This window comes from Microbulbifer marinus (genome assembly GCF_900107725.1).
GTDB classification, from domain to species: Bacteria; Pseudomonadota; Gammaproteobacteria; order Pseudomonadales; family Cellvibrionaceae; genus Microbulbifer; species Microbulbifer marinus.
This window is the reverse complement of record NZ_FNQO01000005.1, coordinates 50,927-72,356: the sequence shown is the minus strand read 5'-3', so window position 1 is coordinate 72,356 and position 21,430 is coordinate 50,927. Positions and strand designations below refer to the sequence as shown.

The window sequence follows — 21,430 nt, the reverse complement described above, 5'->3', positions numbered from 1 at the left end:
AGTGAAAAAAAGGGCCCTCGAGGGCCCTTTAGTGGTTTAGATAGCGGCCGCCTGTCCCTTGAAGCCCTTGCCGTGCAACAGCTGCAGGCGGCGGCGAATCTGTTCTTCGATACCGCCGGGATCGAGGCCGATGGCGGCGAGCAGGTCCTTGTGTTTGCCGTGCTCGATGATCTTGTCCGGCAGTCCCAGCTGCAGCAGCGGGATCAGGGTGCCGTTGCTGTTAAGGTATTCCATCACCGCACTGCCGGCGCCGCCGGCGACGGTGTTTTCCTCGATAGTGACCAGCAGCTGGTGATTGGCAGCCAGCTCGTCGATCAGTTTCTCGTCCAGCGGTTTGACCCAGCGCATGTCGACGACGGTCGCGTCGAGCTTTTCCGCTGCGGCCAGCGCCGGCGTCAGCAGGGTGCCGAAGTTCAGGATGGCCACCTGACTGCCTTCGCGCATCATGCGGCCCTTGCCCAGTGGCAGTTCTGTCATCTCCTCGCGGATTTCGACCCCAGGGCCGGTGCCGCGCGGGTAGCGCACCGCCGCTGGGCCCTGGTATTGATAGGCGGTGTACAGCAGCTGGCGGCACTCGTTCTCATCGCTGGGCGCGGCGATCGCCATATTCGGCAGGCAGCGCATATAGGTCAGGTCGAAGCTGCCGGCGTGGGTCGGGCCGTCCTCCCCGACCAGGCCGGCGCGGTCGATCGCGAAGGTGACGTCCAGATCCTGGATGGCGACGTCGTGAACCAGCTGGTCGTAGCCGCGCTGCAGGAAGGTGGAGTAAATGGCCACTACCGGTTTCTGACCCTCGCAGGCCAGGCCGGCCGCCAGCGTCACCGCGTGCTGCTCGGCGATGGCGACATCCTGGAAGCGCTCCGGGAAGCGCTCGGCGAACTCCACCATGCCGGATCCTTCGCACATGGCCGGGGTGATGCCGATCAGGCGCTGATCGCGCTCGGCCATATCGCACAGCCAGCGGCCGAAGATGTCCTGGTACTTGGGTTTTTTCTTTTCGCCGCCTTTCTCCCCCGGATATGAGGCCACCTGTACCTTCGGCTCCGGTTCCAGCTTGTTGAGGGCGTGGTAGCCGACAGGGTCTTCCTCCGCGGGTCCGAAGCCCTTGCCCTTGGTGGTGACGATATGCAGCAATTGCGGACCGCGCTGGGCGCGCAGGTTGCGCAGGGTGTGCACCAGGTCGTGCATGTTGTGGCCGTCCACCGGCCCCACGTAATTGAAGCCCAGCTCCTCGAACAGGGTGCCGGGCGTGATCATGCCCTTGACGTGTTCTTCCGTGCGCCGTGCCAGCTGCCAGGCCTTGGGGATCTTGGACAGGATCTTGCGGCTGCCCTCGCGCATCGACAAGTAGGTCTTGCTGGCCAGAATCTTGGCGAAATAGGTGGCCAGGCCGCCGACGTTCTTGGAGATCGACATGCGGTTGTCGTTCAGTACCACCAGCATGTCGCGGCCGGTATGCGCGGCGTGATTCAACGCCTCGAACGCCATGCCCGCGGTCATGGCGCCGTCGCCGATCACCGCTACCGCCTTGCGCTCGTCCGGCGAGCCCAGCGCCATACCCAGTGCCGCACTGATGGAGGTACTGGAATGACCGACGCCGAAGGTGTCGTAGGGGCTCTCGCTGCGCTTCGGGAAACCGGACAGGCCGCCCTGCTGGCGCATGGTGAGCATTTGCTCACGACGGCCGGTAAGGATCTTGTGCGGATAGGTCTGATGGCCCACATCCCACACCAGTCGGTCCTCCGGGGTGTTGTAGATGTAGTGCAGGGCGATGGTCAGCTCCACCACACCCAGGCCGGCGCCGAAGTGACCGCCGGTCTGGCCGACGCAGTACAGCAGGTATTCGCGCAGCTGGTTCGCCAGTTCCGGCAGCTGGCGCTCGTCGAGCGCGCGGAGCTGCGCCGGTTCATCGATGGCGTCGAGCAGCGGTGTCTGCGGGCGTGTGCGTGGAATTTCGTCGAACATCAAAGGTATCAATTGCAACTGATGTGTAAGAGAGGGGATTGTATGCCTGTGACGGGGATATTGCATCCCGATTGCCGCCAGAGTCCGCTTGCGAAGGCGCCCGGACAGCCTCTGCGCGCGGGCAAAATCGGGCTTAGTGACTGCGCTGTACGATATAGTCGGCCAGCTGCTGCAGCAGGCCGCTGTCACCCGGCAGCTGCGCCAACGCATCGATCGCCTGCCGGTGCAGATCCTGCAGTTTCTCCCGCGCGCCGTCGAGCCCCAGCAGGGAGACATAGGTCGGCTTGTTGCGCGCGGCGTCGGCGCCCTGGGTTTTGCCCAGCGTAGCGGTGTCGGCGATGACGTCGAGGATATCGTCCTGCACCTGGAAGGCCAGGCCGATGGCCTCGGCATAGCGGCTGATCGCCGCCAGCTGCGTCTCGCTGGCGCCACCGAGCAGGGCACCGATACGGGCGCTGGCGCGAATCAGGGCGCCGGTCTTGAGCCGGTGCATGGCTTCCAGCCGGGCCAGGTCCAGAGTCTTGGCCACCGAATCCAGGTCTATCGCCTGGCCGGCGACCATGCCGCGGCTGCCTGCGGCCTCGGCCAGCTCCGCCAGCAGGCGTAGTTTTAGCTCCGGTGCGCCGGCGCTGGCCAGCAGCAGTTCGAACGCCTGGGTCTGCAGTGCGTCGCCGGCCAGTATCGCGCTGGCTTCGTCGAATTCGATATGGCAGGTGGGGCGGCCGCGGCGCAGGTCGTCGTCGTCCATCGCCGGCAGGTCGTCGTGGACCAGGGAGTAGGCGTGGATACATTCGAGCGCCGCCGCCGCGGCGTCGCAGCGCTCCGGCTCGAAGTCCGCGCCGCGCAGGGTCTGCGCGCAGGCATAGACCAGCGCCGGGCGCAGGCGTTTGCCCGGGCCGAGCGCCCCGTAGCGCATCGCCGCAAACAGGGTTTCGGCACCGGTAGTGGTCTGCCCGAGGGCTAGTTCAATCTGGCCTTCCACGCGTGTGGCGGCCTGTTGCAGGAAGGTCTGCAGTTGCGCGGACATGGGTTCTGGGGCGGTCACTCAGGCATCTTCCTCGGGGTTGCCTTCGTCGGCATCGAACGGCAACTCGCGAATAGTGCCGCTCTCTTCCATCAGTACCTTGACCTTCTGCTCGGCACTGGCGAGTTTCTGCTGACACTCGCGGGTGAGCTTCACGCCCCGCTCGAAGTCCGCCAGCGCCTCTTCCAGTGGCAGGTCGCCCGCCTCCAGGCGCTCGACCAGCTGCTCCAGTTCTTCCAGAGCTTCTTCAAAGGTTGCCGATTTCTTTTTTGCCGCCATCTTTGTGCCTCACAGTCTGCGACACCGGGATGTGCCGCCGCCGGCCATGGGCCGGCGCGAGCCTCGGAAATACCAGTGGATCGACGCATCAGCGCGGGTATTTCGCGGGCGACAATCCACTGGGTCGCGCGTGACCGGTCGGATTGCCAGGTTAATAGTGCCGCGCAACCTTAGCCGCTGGGGCCTGAGGGGTCAATTGGAACCGGGGTGCCCGGCGGCAAAAGCAAATTTGCGCCGGATTCGATCTCGACTTCCCGGGCCATCAGATAGTGTGCCAGGGCGCGTTTCTGCGTGCTGCTGAAGCCGTAATTTGGCATCGGCGGCGTCGGGGTATCGAAGTAGTCCGCCAGCGTCTGCAGGTTGTACTTCTTGGCCAGATTCTGCAGCGGCACCTGGGTGGCGTGGCACTCGGCGCAGTTATGTCGCTGGTAGAGTTCCTCGCCGCGCTGCGCGGCGCCCGAGTCGATGACCAGGGGCTTGTTGGGTGCCTGCATGCGCGGTTTGCTGGCGGCGACGTTTGCGGCGGATTCCCCGTCTCCGGTTGTCACCCGGTAGACGGCGCCGGCGTAATCGTCGGAAATATAGATGTTGCCGCTGGCATCCTCGGCAATGGCAACGGGGCGGCCGTGGACCTCCGACTTGTCAGCGCTGAGAAACCCCCACACAAAGTCCTTCTGGTGGATATTGCCCTGCTCGTCCCAGTGCAGCGATACCACCTTGTAGCCGTCCTTGACGCTGCGGTTCCAGGAACCGTGCAGTGCCACCAGGGCCGCGTCGCGATAGGCCGCCGGCTGCGTGGGGCTGCGCAGGAAGGTGATACCCAGCGGCGCGTTGTGCGCGGGGAAGTTGTGCACCGGCGGACGCGAGGCGGCGATTTTCTGCTTGATGTCGGCGCCGGAATTTACCCCGAGATCCGGGTCCGGTATCCGGTTGCCGTTGGCGTAGGGCCACCCGTAGAAGGCGTCTTTTTCCACCAAGTTGAGTTCGCACGGCGGAAAGTCATCACCCAGCCAGTCGCGACCGTTGTCGGTGGCGTAGAGGCCGCCGTTTTTCGGTGACCAGTCGAAGCCGACGCTGTTGCGCAGGCCGGTCGCAAAGATCTCCAGATCGCTGCCGTCCGGTCTGAAACGCATGATCGTAGCGCGCTGGGGGTCTTCCTCTGTACAGACATTGCAGGTGGAGCCGCTGCTCAGGTATACCCAGCCGTCGGGACCCATGCCGATGGTTTTGGTCCAGTGATTGCCCTCGTCGGCGAGACCCTCGACGATTCTCTGATAGCGGCCGGCCAGGCGTCCGTCCGAATGATCGAAAGGCACGCGGCCGACGCCGTCGCTTTCGGCGATATACAGCCAGTTCTCGTGCAGGAAAAGTCCGTGCGGGCGGCGCAAGCCGTCGATCAGCACCCGTTGCCCGTCGGTTTGGCCATCGCGGTTTTCGTCTGCCTGCAACAGCGTTACCTGGCCGCGCTTCGGCTGCGAGACGATCACATCGCCGCGGCGGGTTACCGCCAGCCAGCGCGCGTTGGGCACCGCATCGGCGAAGAGTTCGATCCGATAGCCCGCGGCTACCTGCAGCTGCCGGTCGACGGTTTGCGGGTCCGTGTCCGCGCCGCCGGTCAGCTGTTTCCAGGGCACGCTGACACCAGGCATAAAGACAACCACTGCAGTCAGCGCGACCGCGAGCGCAATAAAAGAAATTAGCGCATATTTCAACAGGCTTTTCACGACAACGATTGATCTCGTAATAAAAGTGGCTATAGTGATCGCATCTCGTTATTAGGGCGCCTGTTTTACCACAAGGGTTGCCCCACGTCTTCGCCGCTTCCTGCGGGTGGGATATTTCACCGCCTTGTGAGATATCTCGCACAAGAAAATCAGCCGATTGCCCCTACTATTTTTTTCGCCGTTGTCCATAATGAAATTGCAAGGACGCACTAAGGGACTGACTTCAGCGGCAAGGGATAAATGGAATGCGCCGCTCGCCCTAGGGACATGGGCACCATCCTGTGAGACGCACCGCCCGGGCCGGATGCCTGGGCGGTGTTTTAATTTTTACCCGCCTGTTTTTGATCCGCAACCTGCCGAGGCCAAACTGTCACAGTGTAAATACTGTGCATTGCGCGCGCCTGTCTGGAAATTGCAATAAATTTCCGCTTTAATCAGTGCTGTCCGGCCATAAATTTCACCGGCCGGCGGAGGGTGATGCATTCAGTAAGTTACTGCTAGCAATGTCCGCTTTCCTTCAGCCTCCAATGTGCTGGCGGGCGTCCCCCCTCTCACTCCTGAATTTTCGCAAAAGCCCTGCCGGGAAACCGGCGGGGCTTTTTTGTGCAGTGCATCCCGGTGCTCCACTTCTCGGTTCAGCAGATACGCTCGGAAAGCGCGCGCGGCACTCCTCCTCTTTTCCCGCTTCCGTTTCCAGCATGCCCGGCAGTTGGCGGCTACTGGCACGGCGGCAAATTCGAAACAGCGGCTGTGGTCCATTCATCTGTGGGGAGGCGAAGTGATGCAACCGAGAATTCTGCGTTTGAACCTGGCGGGACAACCGCTCGAGTGGCTGAGCTGGCAGGAGGCGGCCTGCCTGTATGTGCGCGAACTGGTGACCTGGTCGCTGGGCGGTGTCGTGCAGCGGGTGCACGGGGGCATCAATCGCTACGGCGAGCGCTCGACGCTGGATCTGGCGGCGATTATCGCCTGCGGCGGGGAGCGCATGGCGCGCCCACGCAGGCGGCCACCGCTGACCAACCGCGCGCTTTTTTTTCGCGATGCGCACACCTGCCTCTATTGCGGCAAGGAATTCCGCACCGGCGAACTGACCCGCGATCATGTGCACCCGGTGTCCAAGGGCGGCCTGGATGTCTGGGAAAATGTCGTGACTGCATGCCGTCGCTGCAATCAGCACAAGGGCAATCGCCTGCTGGAGGATATCGAGTTGGAGCTGCTGGCGCTGCCGTTCTGCCCCAATGCCGCGGAGTACCTGGCACTGATCAACAGCGAGCGTATTCGCGGCGACCAGATGGAATTTCTGCGCAGCCAGTTCTCCCGCCGCAGGCAGGAGGGCTGGCTTCAGGTGTCATAACCGATGGGAGGAAGACCTTGATAGCGAGAAGTGGATCCCGGTTCAAAATCTTGCCGCAGCGGGCAATTTTCAAAGCAGCTATTGCACTGCCGCACGAATCAGGCTGGTCAGGTACTGGGAGAAGTCGTGGCCGGCATTTTCCAGCATTTTGGGGAACATCGAGATGGGCGTCATACCGGGAAAGGTATTGACCTCATTGAGGTAGATTTCGCCATCGTCGGTCAGGAAGAAGTCGATACGCGACAGATCCTTTAACTGCAGACCGACAAATGTGCGCCGTGACGCCTCGCGGATCCAGCTCAGCTGGGCGTCGCTGAGCCCCTGGGCCTCCACATGGGTGACGGCGTGGCTGCCCTCGGCGTATTTTTCCTCGTAGGTATAGAAGGTGCCCTCTGGAGCGCATACCTCTCCAGGCGGGGTAATCATCAGCTCGCCTTCGTAGCTGTAGGTGGCCACCTCCAGCTCGCGTACTTTCAGGCACTTTTCGATCAGCACATACGGCGACAGCGCAAAAGCTTGCTCCAGGGCAGTTTCCAGTTCCTCTGCCGAGGTCACTTTGTAGCAGCCGACCGAAGAGCCCTGGTTGGAGGCCTTTACAAACACCTCGCCCCATTCCTGCAGGGCCATACTGGCCTTGCCAACTTCCTCCGCCTCATTGCTGCACAGGAATTGGTAGGGCGTGTTGTCGATGCCCAGTGCATTGAGCCACAGTTTGGTGGTGATCTTGTTGAAGCAGATCTTGCTCGCCTCGGGGCCGCAGCCGTAATAGGGGATGCCGAACAGCTCCAGTTGCGACTGCAGATCGCCGGTTTCACCGGGATAGCCGTGGATGGACGGGATCACATAGTGAACCTCCCAGGCTTCGCCGTCTGCATCGCGCAGCATGCGGTCCTGGGATAACTGCTGTACCCGGCCCTGGCTGTCGGTCAGGCGGCCATTGCCGTCCATTTCCACGCGCACCAGGGAGATATCGTCCACGTGGCCGAGTTGGCGTTCGATAAAGTCTGCCGTGCGCAGCGATACCTCATGTTCGCTGCCGCCACCGCCGCAGATAAGCAGGGTGTTGATCATGCTGTTATTCCTGTATCCGTTCGTGCTCAGGGCGCGCCTAATACTTGTTCGCACTGCCTGGGCATAGGCTTGGGCTTCGGCCTCTCGGGCTTGGGCGCGGTGCCGCTGAGCATTGCGTAAAATTCGTCACTAAACCACCAGTCCAGGTCGGCGCCGCAGGGATCGTTGCGTACCGGGTTCTGGGGCTTGCAGTTCTTATCGCCATCCGGGCAGCCCAGGCGCACATGGAAATGATAGTTGTGTCCCCACCAGGGGCGCACTTTTCGCAGCCACTGATTGTCACTACCGGCGATTTCGCACAGCTTCCGCTTGATCGTCGGGTGGACAAAAATCCGTTCGACCCGTTCGTCTTCTGAGGCCAGGCGCAGTATCTGTGGGACTTTGGGATCCCAGTTTTCCTTGATCAGGCGGTGATCCCGCTCATCGGCGAGCGGTATGGCGGAAATATTGTCGCGTTCCCAGGCCGTCAGTGGTCGTTGCACGGCGCGCCAGTCCTGCGAGTACCAGATATCGATATCGAGCCCGGTCTGGTGACTGCGGTGACCGTATTGGAAGGGGCCGCCGCGGGCCATGGACATATCGCCGATCTGCAGCCGGCCCAGGTCACGGCGCGCCACGCTGCGGGAAAAATCCTGCAGGAAGGCGACGGTGGTGGGGTGGGCGTAACGGCGACCCCGTCCGGTACGTACCAGCTGGAAGCCCTCGCCGCGCAGCGGCATTTCTGCCGCGCCACTCAGACAGCCGTTGGTGTAGGTGCCGATACTGGCAGAGGCCTGAGAAGATGGCCGTGTCACCTCTTCCCAGGGATTGGCGGCGGCACTGCCGCTAAAGGCGAGCAAGGTGGTGGAGAGCAATGTGGCAACAACGGGTAGATACATAACCGCTCGACGACAAGAAATTACAGGATTGCAGCCGTATGCCGATTGCGGTGACGGCTGCGCTTACATTATGTGGCGTCCCTGCGCATGAGCCCCACTCATTATAGAGACACCGATCACTCGGTCTGTGAAGCGATTATCTCCCTGCAACTCTGCAGCAGTGTGTCCATTTCCTCATCGGTGCCGATGCTAATACGCAAGTACTCACTAATCCGCGGCTTGTTGAAGTAGCGCACCAGAATATCGCGCTCGCGCAGTGCCCGGTACAGGGTCTCCGCGCCCAGTTTGCGCGGTCGCGCCAGTACGAAGTTGGCCTTCGACGGCACCACGTCGAAGTCCATTTGCTGCAGCGCCGCCACCGTGCGTTCGCGTGTGGCGATGACCTTGCCGCAGCAGTCCGCCAGCCAGGCGCTGTCGCCGATGGCCACAGTGGCCAGGCGCTGGGCGATGGCGTCGATCGGATAGGAGTTGAAGGAGTCCTTGGCCCGGTTCAGGCCCTCGATAAGATGTGCCTGTCCCATCGCAAATCCCAGCCGCAGGCCCGCCAGTGCGTAGGATTTCGACAGCGTCTGCGTCACCAGCAGGTTGGGATGGCGGTCGATCAGCTGCACCGCGCTGTCGCCGCCAAAATCGATGTAGGCCTCGTCGACAACCACGACCCGTTGCGGCTGCAGTTGCAGCAGCCGCTCGATTTCCGCCAGCGGCAGGTAGCGGCCGCTGGGCGCATTGGGGTTGGCCAGTATCACGCCGGCGGCGGGGCCGCTGTAGTCTTCCACCGCGAGGCTGAAGTCATCCCGCAATGGCACAGTGCGGTACTCGATGTCGTACAGCTGGCAGTAGACCGGGTAAAAGCTGTAGGTGATGTCCGGGAACAGCAGCGCCTCGTCACGGCGGAAGAAACTGTAGAAGGCGTGCGCGAGCACCTCGTCCGAACCGTTGCCGACGAACACCTGTTCCGGCGTCAGTTCGAAGCGGGCGGCGATGGCCGCGCGCAGATCGCAGGATTCCGGATCGGGGTAGCGGCGCAGGGCATCGGCCAGCTGCGGGTCGCCGAGGACTTCCAGCGCGCGCGGCGACGGCGGGTAGGGGTTTTCATTGGTATTGAGTTTGATCAGTTTGCGGCCGCGCGGCTGCTCACCGGGCACGTAGGGCTCCAGTCGTGCCAGCGCGGGGCTCCAGAATGGATTGCTCAAGAGTCTGTCTCCGTTGTCTCGCCGGTGCCTTGCTCGGGCGCGGCGCTGTCCTCATCGGTTCCCTGTTCTTCCTCTTCCTTTTTCTCTATGGGGATATCAAACAGCGCCGGGGCGCTGGCAATAAACTGCTCCATTGGCACCGGGTCGCGCAGCAGCAGATTGTCGTATTTCAGTTCGGTGGAAATTTCCGGTATGTCGGTGAAATCATTCATGTCCGCCAGTTCCTCGGCGAGACCAATGCCGAGAAAGCCCCAGGGAATGACCAGCGCCACGGCCCAGCGCCAGCCGCGGGAAATATTCGTGGCCAGGTAACAGGCGCACCACAACATGGCCGGAAATATGGCCGCCAGCACCAGGAAGTCGAATACCTCGATCAGCCTGCCGAGGGCGAAATTGTAATTCAGCAGGCTGCTGAACCACTCCCAGGCGTTGTAGATCAGTGCACCGAGCGCGGCGATAGACAGATGGGCGAAGAAGTGGGTCTCGTGGCGCACGACGCGGCCGACAAATGCCCAGGCACCGGCGTAGATCAGCAGCCCGATCAGGCTGCCCGCCATCAGGTTGACGACGATGGTCCACTCGTATTCACGGGCGTAGCCGAGGTAACTGATCAGCAGGGTGGCCAGGCCCACGGTCAGCAGCAGACCGATGGCGCCGGCCGGGTGCGACAGCCCCTCGAAAAAGCTTTCCAGCGAGTGTAGTGGCACGGCTTCCGCCATGTCCGCATCGCTGTCGATCAGGCGCAGGTGTGTCTTGCCGCACTGCACCAGATCGCCGGTGGCGACTTTTCGCTCGGAAATTTCGTCGAACTTTACCGATTTGTCCCGCGTATTGCCCAGCAACTGTGTGCCGTTGACGCTGCTCAGGTCGTGCAGGTAATAGCTGCCGTCTTCGTCCCGGCGAATCTCCGCGTGGCGGGCGTCGGCGTGGACATCTTCCAGAATGACATCATTGTCGTAACCGCGGCCGAGGGTAAAGTGCTCCCCCTCCATGCGATACCGGGCCTGCACCCGGTGGGCGCGGTTCAGTTCTTCGATAATCAGGGCCATTGGATCTCGCTCGTGAACTTCTCGGTAAACGCTTCGGCAGATTCCTGGGTAAAGCCGGACAGGGTGAAGTGGCTGACCAGGGCGCGGTTCTTGTGGTCCACGCTGAGGCTCAGGAAGAAGATGTCATAGATGTCCGGAAAATCCTTGTAGCGGCGCACGCAGTAGCTGGTGCGCGCGATGATCGGTTTTTCATTGCGCTCCGGCTTGGATTCCGGCTCGTCGCCGCCGTTGCGCTCCTGGGCGGTAAACGCCTGGCGGCAGCGGAATTTGGTGACATCCTCTTCTCCCGCGGTATTGCCGGGATAGAAACTGCTCATCTGCTGTTCATACTCGGCGTAGAAGCGCGACGGCAGCAGGTCTTTAGCCTCCAGCCAGAAGAACTCATATTCCACTCGGCCGGTATTGAAATCCTCCGACAGGAAGATCACTTCCTGACCGGTGCAGCCCTTGTCGATACGCTTGACCGGGTTGTCGTCGCTCTCCTGGGTATTACCCCAGCACTGGATGGCCGGCACTATCTCGCCGACGACGTTGGCTTCACCCAGCGGGCGCTTCTGCCACTCCGCCTTCAGTATCGAATCGATGATGCGCTGTTGGTTGTCCAGCAGCTGCTGGTGGGTCAGCTCCTGCAGATCGAACGAATTGCCGCGCTGGCGGAAATGCTTCAGCAGAGCGGCGAGCTTGTCCACCGGTACCAGGAAACTCACCTGGTTGCCGGCGGTGGCCACGTTGATGCCCACCACCTGGCCGCGGATATTGATCGCCGGGCCACCGCTCATGCCGGGATTGATCGAACCGGCGAAGTGGATACGGTCGTAGAAGCTGCCGCCGGCAATACCGTTGTAGGTGCCGGGGATCAGCGTCATGCCCAGGTCCAGCGGATTGCCGAGGGAGACAATGGTCTCGCCTTTCTTGGGGGTGTCGGTGGCCAGCTGTATGAACTCGGTGCCGGGCTTGTCCTGGCGCAGGATAGCCAGGTCGTTGACCACATCGATATCCAGCAGCTCCAGCGTACCCTTGGTGCCGTCTACCGACAGGTATTCGAGCTGGTACTTGTCCGGATCGCTGACCGCCTCGGCCACCACGTGATAGTTGGTGGCGATCAGGCCGTCGTCAGAGATCTGGAAGCCGGAGCCGAGCCCCGCTTTGGAATTGGAGGACTTCTCGATCAGGCGAATCTGATACAGGCTGCCGCGATAATCGCTGTAGAGCTGTTCGTAGCCCTGCGCTGCGGCCAGGATGGAAAAGGTGACTCCGGTAAAACAGCACAACAGCAGGGTCAGCAGGCGCGCAGAAAGGTTCAGCATCTTGTTTGATTAAATTATGGGCAGAGGAGGATTGATATTACGGGATATAGCGTAGTGCAACAAGCGGCGCGCCGAGAGGTGCTTGCGCCGCAAATGTCGCGCCGGCGCAGCGCGGGCTGGCCCCCGCGTAAATTCGGGAAAATGAATCACGCGCCGCGCGTAGCAATATACGGTGGGTAATTTCACTCGTCAGAGATAGTCCGCCACTTTCGGAAACGCCTCCACCACCTTGCGGTGCGAATCCACATAGAAGCGCGCGAACATGGCATCGGTATCCTCCGCCGACATAAAACCGTCGCTGAAGCCCGGGCAGGCCGGGTCCAGATGCAGGCGCGCCGAGTTGATAACGTGCGCCGCCAGCTGCGCCATGTTTTCGTCGCCGACGGAAATGCGGATGGTGGTGGGAAAAATATTCGCCGCCTCCATGGCTTCCGGCGACAGCTCCGAGTGGGAAGTGAGCGCCGGACACAGCACCATGGTGTTGGTCTGCCCCAGGCTGACCATCTGCCCGAAGGCCGGCTCCAGTGCATCGAAGAAGCGCTTGAATGCCTCGGTGGGCAACTGCGCCGCCTCCATGTCGATCGTGAACAGCGGCGTCGGAAACTGGTAGCGCAGCAATGCCTCGCGCAGTTTGCTGTTCGGATGCTCCTCCAGCGCGTGGCTGTTGACGCGGATCTGCGGATGGCTGGCAAAGAAATGGCTCAGGCACAGGGTGTTGATGCACTTGGTCAGCATGCGCATCTCCAGCGTACGCATGCCGCAGTGCACCTCCCAGGCCTTGTCCGCATCCAGAAACGCGCCCTTGATGTAATACACATCCCAGAACAGGCACTGGTTCCAGTTCAGGCCCTTGGCGCTGTCGCCCTTGGGGATGAACATGCGGTGATTCTCGCCGATCACCACGCCGGCGGTGGCGGCACCGGTGCCGCCAATGTCCTTGGTATAGGAGTGCACCACGAAGTCCGGTCGCTCGGCAGGATCTTCCCGGCGCAGCGGCTGATAGAGGAACGGGGTGGCCAGGGTGGCGTCCAGGCTTACCAGTAGTTGCTCCTGGTGGGCTGCGCGGCAGATGGCCGGCACATCCAGCATGGTGCCGTGGGGGTTGCAGGGGGATTCGAGATACACATGAATGCGCGCGCCGTTCTGGCTGGCTTCGCCGTAATCTGCCTGCGTCTGTTGCAGCAGCTGCTCGAATTCATCACCTGTGGAGCCGTCGAACCAGACCAGTTCGATCGCCAGCTTGTCTTTGCGCGCGTAAAAGTCCTGCAGCAGCTGGTGCACACCGCCGTAGATATTTCGCGACACTATTAATAGGTCGCCATGGCTCAGCTGGTTTGACAACAGCGCATCGATCGCCGCCATGCCCGAATTGAAATTCCACGCCAGGTATTCGCTGGCCTCCGGCCCGCACTCCAGATCGACGATCGCATTGGCCAGCGAGATGGAGGTGGGATTCAGCAGGCGCGAATAGATATCGTGGCTCGGCTCGCGGCCGCGAAAGGCATCGTCGATCCACTCGGTGCAGGCATATATATAGGTGGCGGTGCGCGCGATCACCGGCGTGGCGGAGAAGATCGCCGGAATATTGTCGAACAGCGGGTAGCCGCCGCGGGTGCTGATATTGAAGTCATTGCCCTGCAGACTCTGGAAACTGGCGCGCAGCGGGTTCTGCAGGGTATCCAGCAGCTTCGCCAGCTGGAAGCTCATAAAGCGCTTGGCGTTGAAGTAGGCAACCTTGTCAGCTTTATCGAGCCGGCTCAGCGTGGACGCGGTCTGCGCCCACAGCTGGCTCAGGTTGCCCTGTGCCCGGTACAGCTCCTCGGCGGTGGCCAGCAGCAGTTTGCCGTGTTCGGACTCCGTATCGATAGCGAAATGCTGCAATTGCTCGCGCGCCAGCTCCTCGATACTAGCCGCCTCAGTCGTGTTGCGGCGGGGTGAGAGTATTTTCGCGTCATCCAGGTTAGCTTCCATCTCGTCCTTCTCCCTTTGTGCTTACTGTTATAGCTCGGCCCTTTCACTCTGTGGCAGCAGCGAAATTGGCTGTCGTGTAATTGCGCGTAATGGGATGTGATCGACCTGTAATCGGTGAACCCGTACAGTAACGCCCAAGGTTGAGGGGCGAGTGCAGCGACAGCTATTCAAGTGCGCCGCCTAAGGATAGGCGAGCCTCACAACATGGAATCCGATGGATCGGATGCCTGCGCACCCAGTTGCGCAGTGCGGGAAGGAGACCCATTCAGCGCAAGCTGGACTGCCAAGCCGGGCTCGGCAAACACAGAGCCTAGTCTGCCGAGATATGGGGAAGGGCTTGGCCGGGGCAAGGATGCCTCATTTCGCTCTTGATAGTGTTGTTGTAACCGTCGATGGCTGGGACCATCAATTCGGGCCGGTGGTAACTGAGTTACCACCGGCTTTTTTTTGCCACTTTTCAGTGGAAATGTGATGGAGTTCCGGTGGCGGTTCGCATTATGCTATCCAGCGCGTGTTTCCTCTGGCGTCCTGGCGATGCCGACGGAAAATTCCAGCCAACTGCCCTGCGCGGTATTCAGGGTCAAATAAGAGCAAGAAACTCCAGGAGTGGAATATGACTGAAGCAGCAGAACTTGTTGAATCGATTATCGTTGTGCCAGCTAAGGCTGATGTGACTGCCAACTTTACGCTTGAGCCTACTGGCCAGGACCAACATTGGATTTTGAAGGATGCCAGCGGTGAGGAAGTGGATACTATTCGGGTGAGGTTTGAGGGAGTTAAGAATGGAGGTATTGGCCAGTCTGGTAAGGCGATGCTGAAAATTACCCTGGTCAACTCTGATCTGGCGTTCAAAAAGCTGAATGGCAACGTTGACGGTATGGAGACCTATGATGACGATAATGGCGGGACCGGTGCCATTAACTCCTGCAAGGTCGATCAACAGAATGAAAAAATTCTGAATGTCGTCTGTAAGGCTAACAAACAGACTCCGAATGGCTTTTCGTTTAAGTGGGTGGCCTATGGCGAGACTTTAGGGACTGTTGTTTCAGCAGACCCCAAAATGGAGTATGAGCCGGTATAACTCCTATTGGCTGCATATTAAATTTGAAGCCTTAATAAACTGCTCTCTCTTTGCGCAGACCTGGTTAAATTCCGGCAGGAAAAACCAATCTGCGCTAAGGCCACCCTCGCGCGTCTTGACTATATAATGGCTGGCGGTATGTAGCTCTCCGGCGAGAGTGTATATTTGTGCGGCATAATAATTTGTATAGACGTCATCAGGTGAATCAATTGTCAATCTCTGGATTAGGTCTATTGCTTCAGTGAATTTGCGAAGGTGCGCAAGTGCTAATGACCTGTAAAGTAGATCCCTCGGGTTGGATTTTTCAGTTGTTAAATTTTCAATTATTGAAAAATATTTTTGAGATGCCTCGATGTCACCCTTCATTAGTGCTGATTCGGCGACTCCTTGCAGGGGGGCTAGGTTGTTAGGTGTGTTTTCTAAAACTTTCCTATAAGTTTGCTCTGCCTCTTTATATCTCTTCTGAAGAAAATAAGCACCAGCAAGGTTTGATTGAGTTCTCCAGTTTAGAGACTGCTCGGGAATTTTGGTGATTATTTTTTCCGCTGCTAGATAATTGCCTGATTCGATTTCTATTCCTGCTAGTACGGCATATGATGGCCAGTGCTCTGAATTTAGCTGAACCTCAGCTTTTAAGATCTCTTTGGCTTTGTCGTTATTGCCCAAGGAGGTATGGTTTAGAGCAATTAGATAGCTTAGATATGCTGAAGGGTTGAGTTTTTTGGCTTCATTTGCCTTTTCTAAGCTCAGATTGTATTGCCCATTGATGAATAAAGTTCTTGCATAGCTGGTTAGAAGGTTTGCTGAGGGAAACTTAATTTGGTTTAGTTGCTCTATAAGGCTCTCTATTTTTTCTTTGCTGGAGTTAAAGATTCTCAGCTTTGTTTCCATCTCTAAAAGAAGGGCCTGATCCTGTATTGCTCCTATTGCTTTGGCGCTGGCAATTTGGGTTAGTCCTTTTTCCAAAAAATATTGGTCGTCATGAATGGAAAAGAGGCTACTGCATAATTCTGCGTATGCGTGATAGAGATCTGTTTTTTGCGGGTATTTTCTTATTAGTAATTCTAGGGTGTCTAAGTGTTCGGTCTCTGGCTGTCTGTTGTTTAGTTTTGTCAGGATCTTAAGGAAGGTTTCATAATCTTCACTGCTTAATATCCTATCCTCAGGAGATGCTTTTAAATAATTTTCACCGAAGAGACTTGATGCCACAGACAATACGTGTGCTTCGGCGGCGGGGAGTCGCTCTACCAAGAAGCGAAAATCAGATTGTTTCTTAACTAGACCGTCTTCTGGTCCAATCCGCTGCAATTCAATCTCACAGCGTATCTGCGCGCACTCTAGCCGCGCAAACAGCGCATCGGTCACACCCTTGTCCCGCAGTGCCTGCAGTTGCGCATCGAAATCCTGCCCCTCTTTCGGGATAAAGCTCACCAGTGCACTGGCCTTCAGCTGCGAAGTCGCATTCATCAGCGCCTGCCGCACCATGGTTTTGGTCAGCGCCTTGGCGTTGTCCTCGCCGCGCACCTCACCATGGATCTCCACCGGCAGCACGGCAATATATTGCGGCTCCAGTCGGGTGATTTCCTTCCAGCCCCAGTAGCCGGCGCTTGCCAGTATCGCCAGTCCGGCCAATGCGGCGAAAACACGCTTGCGCTTATTCGGCGGTTTGCGCAGTAGCTGGGTGACGGTGGCGGAGAACTCGCGGGTGTCGGTGCCGGCACTGTGCTGCTGCAGAAAGGTCAGGGCCTCGGCCACCTGGGCGGCGGAATCGGGGCGCTGTTCCGGCAGCTTGCCCAGCAGCCTGTCCAGCAGTACCGCCAGCGGCTCCGGCAGCTTGGGCCAGGCCTGTTGCGGCGGGATATGGGGATCGCTGATAACCCTGTGTGCCAGCGCCATGGCTCCGCCGTCGCCTTTCTCGAACGGCCTGGCGCCGCACAGCAGTTCGTAGGCGATGGTGCCGAGGCTGAACAGGTCGCTGCGCGGATCCAGTGGATAACCCTGCAGCTGTTCCGGCGACATGGCTTCGACGGTGCCGGCCACCTGGTCCTCGCGGGTGATGCTGTCCACGTCCTGCTGCAGGGATTTGGCGATGCCGAAATCGGTGATATTGGCGACGCCGTTGTCGGTGATCAGGATATTGTCCGGCTTCAGGTCGCGGTGGATGATGCCGAGGGAGTGGGCCTCGCTGAGGCCGTTGCAGATCTGTATCAACAGTTCGAGCTTCTGCTGCAGGCTGGGCGTGTGTTCACGCATCCACTGCTGCAGGGTGGTGCCCTCGACGTATTCCATCACCAGGGCGATGCTGTCGCCTTCTTCGAGTACGTCGTGCAGCTGCACGATATTGGGGTGGTTCAGCTGCGCCAGCAGCTGCGCTTCGGACTGGATGCGCTGGGCGGCGGTGGCGCTGGTGGTGTCCTTGCGCAGTTTCTTGATCGCCACCGGGCGCTGCAGCTTGCTGTCCCGCGCGAGGTAGACAATGCCCATGCCGCCGGCGCCGAGCGTGCGCTCGATACGGTAGCGACCCAGTTGCTGCACTTCCGGTTCGGCGACTTCCATAGTCATTTTTTCTTGTTGGTGTTGTCGATTCCGTTACATCTTTCGCCGGTACTTCCCGCTGGAAATTTGTGCGAGAAATCCAGCCGCGTCCCGCCCAACCCCAACAGCGCCGGCGAAGTGGTGCCTAGTTTACTGCTTAAGTGTGGCGCATTCTATTTGTGCGCGAGCACGGCGTTCTTGCGTCCGGCTGCGCAGAGCGCCGGATAGTCGGCGCGCAGATCGGCAAAATCGGCGCGGCGGCACATCGGCGCAAAGCGCGCGGTATCGAACCAGATCGGTGATACGCCCTGTTCCAGGGTCTTGCGGATATGCGCCTTGGCGGACAGCAGGTCGCCGGTGGTGATATAGATCTGCGCACGCGCGAAATTGACGTAGAGGTCGTCCGGGGCGGTGCGGCGGATCTTCAGCAGCGTTTCCACCGCGCGCCCGGCCTGGCCCAGTTCCGCGTAGGCGCGCGCCTGCATCAACAGCCCCTCCCAATCGTCGCGGTCGGCGGCGATTGCCAGCGCCTGTTCGGCGAGCTGGCGGGCTTTGTCGGGCCGTTGTTGCGCATCGGCGATTTCGGCGCGGTACAGCAGTGCGTCCGCGTCATCGGGGGCGAGTTCGGATACGCCGGCGAAGCACTGTTCGGCGCGATCGAACTGCCGCTCGATGTAGTAAGCCAGGCACAGGTTGTAGGTGTCCATGGCGCCGAGGTTGTCGAGACCCACCGAGCTCAGCAGGCGCACCGTTTCCTGCGGGCGGCCGCTGTCCAGTTCGTTGGCTGCCAGCAGGGACAGGGCGTCCGTATTGTTGTCGCTGAGGGACATGGCCCGTTGCAGCAGTGGCTTGGCCGCGTCCATGTCGCCCAGCGCGCTCAGCGCCATGGCTTTCTGCAGTATGTAGTTAAAGCTGGTGCGCAGCGCGAGGGCCCGTTCCGCGGCTTCCAGCGCCTGGGAGTAGTTGCCCAGTTGCTGATGGTAAACAGCCGTCAGGTAGTGGTAATTGGCCTTGTCCGGCAGGCTGAGTTGCAGCTGATCGAGCAGTTTGCGGCCGAGCTCGGCATCCTGCTGGAAAATCGCGAGGCGCAGGCGTGCGGTGATCAGGTCGGGGTGATCGGCTATGTGCTTCGGTGCGCGCTCGAGGAAGCGCGGCAGCCGCTTCAGGCCGGCGGGGTCGCGACTGTTGTAGCGCTGGTCGATCACCAGTTCGCCGTAGAGCTGGTACAGCGGTGTGAATGCAGGGTTGCGTTCCTGCAGCTCATCCAGTTCCGACAGATACTTCAGAAGGTTGGCATCGTCGTCGCGCCGTTCGAACAGCTCCAGATAGCGCTCGTAGTCCGCGGCGCTGATTTTTGGGTTCGACTGGCGGTCGCGCGGCGGGTTGTGGGGCAGCAGATAGTTGAGTTGCTGCAGGGTGCGTGCGCGGGTCTCGAGATTCTCTTCCAGTTCCAGTGTGGTGCTGCGGCTGGCGATAACGGAAAAGTTTGCCGTATCGATCAGCTCCAGCGAGGCGTCGCAGTGTGCCACGCCGCAGGTGATTGACGGGTGCAACAGCAGTTGCGCGTTGAGCGCCTGTGCCTGTTCGCGCAGTGACTGGCCGCGCAGCTGTGCGGATTCCGCGTAGGGCACCAGCAACAGCCCTTCGCGGCTGGAAAGCCCCTGCTTGATCGCGCTCAGTACGTTGTTGCCGAGCAGCCTGGTTTCGCGCGTGGCGAATGCGTCTTCATGCGGGGCGATGATGGCGATGTACTTGCCCATCGATTCGCTTTCCGGCTCCGGTAGCAGTGCCGCGGCTGCCGCCACCAGCAGGGCGGCGCTGCCGGCGAGCACGGCGCCGGCCAGAGCCTTCAGTCGTTTGCCTCTGCCTATCTGCTTGAGGTGATAGCCCTCGGCGGTAATGGTGACGGTGCGGCTGATGGTGTGCGTGGACCTGTCGTCCAGTTCCATCAGTATCGCATCCAGCTCAACCGCCACCGCGGTGGCATTGAGCGGGCGCTTGTCCGGACTTTTCGCCAGCAGCTTGTCCAGCAACTGGCACAGCGCCGGCGGCAGCTCCGGGTTCAGCTTTTCCGCCGGTGGATGCTGGCTGTTGACGATACGGTCGACGATAACAAAGGGGCTGTCGTGATCGCCGAACGGGCTCTGGCCACACAGCAGTTTGTAGGCCAGCACGCCGAGGGCGAACAGGTCACAGCGATTGTCGAGCGTATTGCCCAGCGCCTGTTCCGGCGACATGGCGCCCCAGCTGCCGGCGACATGCTGTTCGCGGGTCAGGTCGCTGTCTTCGCGCCAGTTCTTGGCGATACCGAAATCCGTGATCTTGGCCGTATTGCTGTCGTCGACCAGGATATTGTCCGCTTTCAGGTCGCGGTGGATGATGCCGGCGCTGTGCGCGCGGGCGAGGCCGTTGCAGATCTGCTTCAGCAGCTGGATTTTCTGCGGTAGCCCGGGCGCGCGCTCGCGCTGCCACTGGGTGAGGGAGCTGCCGTCGACATATTCCATCACCAGCGCGACATCGTCGCGCTCTTCCACTACATCGTAAATCTGCACGATATTGTTGTGGTTGAGCTGGGCGAGCAGCAGCGCCTCCTGGCGGATGCGCAGGTGTGCCGTGCTGCTAGAGGGGTTTTTTATCAGCCGCTTGATCGCCACGCGGCGATGCAGGCGCTCGTCGGTCGCCAGGTAGACGACACCCATGCCGCCGGAACCGAGCTTGCCGGTTACCTTGTATCGCCCGATGTGAAAAGGTGGTTGCTCTGACGCCATGTGTCTTGCTGAGTGGCCTTGTTATTGCTTACGCCATCCTGGCAAGTCGTCATCGAATAAATCTGTAGCTGAGCCGCCCGCTCTCCGTTCGGGCGGCGCCATCGATCAGTCCGCTAGTAGTTTTTCCGGCTTGCCCGCGCGGGATTCCAGTTGCGAGCCCTTGTATATCTCAAAGCGGCGACAGCCGAGGCGGATTTCCCAGGAGCGGCGCTCGACCAGGCCGGAGGTGTCGATCGCATCCGGCAGGGTTTCGGCGATCTGCTTGCGCGCGCGGAAGATCTGCGTATTCAGGTGATTGACGGTAATGCCCAGTTCGCGGGTCGCCACCTGAATGGAGACCCACCCCTGGGCATCCGCGTCCGCGCCCTGTTGCAGGTCGCGGACGCGGGCGCGCGCGAGGTACAGCAGCAGGTAATTGTGGATGCGTGCGGGCAGGTCCAGTTTCATGTCCTCGCGGCGCAGTTGCAGCTGTACGTGTTCCTCGTGGTGGCTCACGGAAAAGCGCAACTCGAAATCGGTAATCGACAGTTGCTGCAGTGACAGTTCTTTGGTCGCGCCCTGATTGTCGGCGAGAAACAGCTGCCAGCTGTGCAGGCCGCAGTCGATACGCTCGCCGTGCTTGATCGCGGTGGCGTGATCGCTGCCGTTGGAGTTGCCGGTGAGTTCGTACAGCCACTGCCCGGTAACAGGGCTGAAGTGCAGGCTGGCCAGCGGTTCGCGTTCGTTGGGCAGCAGGTGGTATTGCTCCAGCGGGAGTGCCTCGCCGCTTTGCAGGTCGACCAGCAGGTTTTCCGGCGCGTCGAGGTTCTCAACAATCCAGAGCGGATTATTGGCGCGGCCGAACGCGATCTGATCGCCCTGCTGCAGCGGGTAATTCTTGGCGGGAACCAGTTGCTGGCCATTGAGCCAGGTGCCGTTGCGGCTGAGGTCGCGAATATTCCAGTGCGTGCCGGTCCACTGGATAGCGGCGTGGATGCCGGAGATTTCCGCGCTGGTGATCCGTGTGTCTACCGCACCCTGGCGGCGGCCAATGGTGTGGTGCGCCATCAGATATACGGGCTGATCCCTGTCTGGATGCTGTAAGCAAGCCATGCTTTTGTCCCTTTATCCCCTTTCTTCGTATTGTTGGGGTAATTCCGCGAAGGCGGCGAGCAACTGGATCGGGACAGGTGGCGCGGGAACAGTGTGTTTGCCCGCAAGCGGAAAACCGGTGGGGCCGATTGGAGGTTTT

The 21,430-nt window shown here is 60.3% G+C and carries 15 protein-coding genes; 2 read left to right on the top strand and 13 right to left on the bottom strand.

Annotation, left to right across the window (positions count from 1 at the left end):
- Positions 1-36 precede the first annotated feature (36 nt).
- The 4 genes from dxs to BLW36_RS15775 all read right to left on the bottom strand — a co-directional run bounded on the left by dxs (position 37) and on the right by BLW36_RS15775 (position 4,980).
- Positions 37-1,965 carry a 1-deoxy-D-xylulose-5-phosphate synthase gene (gene dxs / locus BLW36_RS15790; RefSeq protein WP_091390966.1) on the bottom strand — a complete coding sequence of 643 codons (1,929 nt, stop codon included), beginning with the start codon at positions 1,963-1,965 and terminating at the stop codon, positions 37-39.
- A gap of 133 nt (positions 1,966-2,098) precedes the next feature.
- Positions 2,099-2,992, bottom strand: a complete 894-nt coding sequence (locus BLW36_RS15785; RefSeq protein WP_091390964.1) for a polyprenyl synthetase family protein — start codon at positions 2,990-2,992, stop codon at positions 2,099-2,101.
- An 18-nt stretch (positions 2,993-3,010) separates the two neighbouring features.
- Positions 3,011-3,268: an exodeoxyribonuclease VII small subunit gene (gene xseB / locus BLW36_RS15780; RefSeq protein ID WP_091390962.1), complete on the bottom strand. Its 258-nt coding sequence runs from the start codon at positions 3,266-3,268 to the stop codon at positions 3,011-3,013.
- 170 nt (positions 3,269-3,438) lie between these two features.
- On the bottom strand, positions 3,439-4,980 hold the full coding sequence (locus BLW36_RS15775) for a DUF7133 domain-containing protein (RefSeq protein WP_244506292.1): 1,542 nt from the start codon (positions 4,978-4,980) through the stop codon (positions 3,439-3,441).
- A 793-nt stretch (positions 4,981-5,773) separates the two neighbouring features.
- On the opposite strand from BLW36_RS15775, the gene BLW36_RS15770 reads away from it, so the two are divergent.
- A complete protein-coding gene (locus BLW36_RS15770; protein WP_091390960.1) occupies positions 5,774-6,346 on the top strand; it encodes an HNH endonuclease in 573 nt (190 codons plus the stop codon).
- A 78-nt stretch (positions 6,347-6,424) separates the two neighbouring features.
- On the opposite strand, the gene BLW36_RS15765 is transcribed toward BLW36_RS15770, so the two are convergent.
- From BLW36_RS15765 to BLW36_RS15740, 6 genes are all read right to left on the bottom strand, one after another.
- Entirely contained in the window at positions 6,425-7,417 is a 993-nt protein-coding gene (locus tag BLW36_RS15765; protein ID WP_091390958.1) for a D-alanine--D-alanine ligase, read from the bottom strand.
- Positions 7,418-7,443: 26 nt separating this feature from the next.
- Positions 7,444-8,295 carry a penicillin-insensitive murein endopeptidase gene (gene mepA, locus BLW36_RS15760; RefSeq protein ID WP_091390955.1) on the bottom strand — a complete coding sequence of 284 codons (852 nt, stop codon included), beginning with the start codon at positions 8,293-8,295 and terminating at the stop codon, positions 7,444-7,446.
- Positions 8,296-8,411: 116 nt separating this feature from the next.
- Positions 8,412-9,488: a histidinol-phosphate transaminase gene (hisC, locus tag BLW36_RS15755; RefSeq protein WP_091390953.1), complete on the bottom strand. Its 1,077-nt coding sequence runs from the start codon at positions 9,486-9,488 to the stop codon at positions 8,412-8,414.
- Positions 9,485-10,537, bottom strand: a complete 1,053-nt coding sequence (locus BLW36_RS15750; protein ID WP_091390952.1) for an FHA domain-containing protein — start codon at positions 10,535-10,537, stop codon at positions 9,485-9,487. Before BLW36_RS15750 ends, hisC begins: the two co-directional genes overlap by 4 nt.
- Positions 10,528-11,844: a S1C family serine protease gene (locus tag BLW36_RS15745; protein ID WP_091390949.1), complete on the bottom strand. Its 1,317-nt coding sequence runs from the start codon at positions 11,842-11,844 to the stop codon at positions 10,528-10,530. Before BLW36_RS15745 ends, BLW36_RS15750 begins: the two co-directional genes overlap by 10 nt.
- Before the next feature lie 189 nt (positions 11,845-12,033).
- Positions 12,034-13,815: a trans-sulfuration enzyme family protein gene (locus BLW36_RS15740; RefSeq protein WP_091390947.1), complete on the bottom strand. Its 1,782-nt coding sequence runs from the start codon at positions 13,813-13,815 to the stop codon at positions 12,034-12,036.
- Positions 13,816-14,428: 613 nt separating this feature from the next.
- Here BLW36_RS15740 and BLW36_RS15735 point away from each other — a divergent pair.
- Positions 14,429-14,896 (top strand): hypothetical protein, encoded by a 468-nt coding sequence (locus BLW36_RS15735; protein WP_091390944.1) that lies wholly within the window; start codon positions 14,429-14,431, stop codon positions 14,894-14,896.
- 3 nt (positions 14,897-14,899) lie between these two features.
- Here the strand turns inward: BLW36_RS15735 and BLW36_RS15730 are convergent, their stop codons facing one another.
- From BLW36_RS15730 to BLW36_RS15720, 3 genes are all read right to left on the bottom strand, one after another.
- On the bottom strand, positions 14,900-17,452 hold the full coding sequence (locus BLW36_RS15730; RefSeq protein WP_170833246.1) for a serine/threonine-protein kinase: 2,553 nt from the start codon (positions 17,450-17,452) through the stop codon (positions 14,900-14,902).
- A gap of 152 nt (positions 17,453-17,604) precedes the next feature.
- A complete protein-coding gene (locus BLW36_RS15725; RefSeq protein WP_091390940.1) occupies positions 17,605-20,199 on the bottom strand; it encodes a serine/threonine-protein kinase in 2,595 nt (864 codons plus the stop codon).
- A gap of 105 nt (positions 20,200-20,304) precedes the next feature.
- Entirely contained in the window at positions 20,305-21,291 is a 987-nt protein-coding gene (locus tag BLW36_RS15720; RefSeq protein ID WP_244506291.1) for an FHA domain-containing protein, read from the bottom strand.
- Positions 21,292-21,430 lie beyond the last annotated feature (139 nt).

What these genes read in the sequence shown, in the direction of transcription:
- dxs (WP_091390966.1), bottom strand. Translation starts at nt 1,965, where the DNA reads ATGTTCGACGAAATTCCACGCACACGCCCGCAGACACCGCTGCTCGAC.
- BLW36_RS15785 (WP_091390964.1), bottom strand. Translation starts at nt 2,992, where the DNA reads ATGTCCGCGCAACTGCAGACCTTCCTGCAACAGGCCGCCACACGCGTG.
- xseB (WP_091390962.1), bottom strand. Translation starts at nt 3,268, where the DNA reads ATGGCGGCAAAAAAGAAATCGGCAACCTTTGAAGAAGCTCTGGAAGAA.
- BLW36_RS15770 (WP_091390960.1), top strand. Translation starts at nt 5,774, where the DNA reads ATGCAACCGAGAATTCTGCGTTTGAACCTGGCGGGACAACCGCTCGAG.
- BLW36_RS15765 (WP_091390958.1), bottom strand. Translation starts at nt 7,417, where the DNA reads ATGATCAACACCCTGCTTATCTGCGGCGGTGGCGGCAGCGAACATGAG.
- mepA (WP_091390955.1), bottom strand. Translation starts at nt 8,295, where the DNA reads ATGTATCTACCCGTTGTTGCCACATTGCTCTCCACCACCTTGCTCGCC.
- BLW36_RS15750 (WP_091390952.1), bottom strand. Translation starts at nt 10,537, where the DNA reads ATGGCCCTGATTATCGAAGAACTGAACCGCGCCCACCGGGTGCAGGCC.
- BLW36_RS15745 (WP_091390949.1), bottom strand. Translation starts at nt 11,844, where the DNA reads ATGCTGAACCTTTCTGCGCGCCTGCTGACCCTGCTGTTGTGCTGTTTT.
- BLW36_RS15740 (WP_091390947.1), bottom strand. Translation starts at nt 13,815, where the DNA reads ATGGAAGCTAACCTGGATGACGCGAAAATACTCTCACCCCGCCGCAAC.
- BLW36_RS15735 (WP_091390944.1), top strand. Translation starts at nt 14,429, where the DNA reads ATGACTGAAGCAGCAGAACTTGTTGAATCGATTATCGTTGTGCCAGCT.
- BLW36_RS15730 (WP_170833246.1), bottom strand. Translation starts at nt 17,452, where the DNA reads ATGGAAGTCGCCGAACCGGAAGTGCAGCAACTGGGTCGCTACCGTATC.
- BLW36_RS15725 (WP_091390940.1), bottom strand. Translation starts at nt 20,199, where the DNA reads ATGGCGTCAGAGCAACCACCTTTTCACATCGGGCGATACAAGGTAACC.
- BLW36_RS15720 (WP_244506291.1), bottom strand. Translation starts at nt 21,291, where the DNA reads ATGGCTTGCTTACAGCATCCAGACAGGGATCAGCCCGTATATCTGATG.